1 protein-coding gene is annotated in these 273 nt (G+C 71.1%); it reads left to right on the forward strand.

What is annotated here, in order from left to right; all coding sequences use genetic code 11:
• Positions 1 to 273: hypothetical protein (locus tag OH705_RS27335; protein ID WP_267303457.1), on the forward strand; the 273-nt coding region annotated here is incomplete at both ends.

The raw sequence follows: 273 nt of genomic DNA on the forward strand, positions 1-273 counted from the left end.
TGATGGCGCCGGCCGACGAACAGTGGCTGGATGCGCCGCCGGAACCGCTGTTGCGGTACGCGCGGGGCGAGGTGCACATCGCCCTGTTCGAACCGATGGCCTGGCGGGCGCGCTATGCGCCGCAGGACGCCACCGACGAGCGGCTCGAGCGCGCCTACCAGCACTTCCAGGCGCGGCAGCAGCAGATCGCCGCCGTGCTCGAGGCCCATGGCATCCCGGTCACGTTCGCGCACTGCCCCGGAAAGGCCGATGCCAGGCAAACCCTGCAGTCGT

Origin of the sequence: Pseudomonas sp. BJa3 (assembly GCF_026343815.1) — a bacterium.
Lineage (GTDB): Bacteria > Pseudomonadota > Gammaproteobacteria > Pseudomonadales > Pseudomonadaceae > Aquipseudomonas > Aquipseudomonas soli.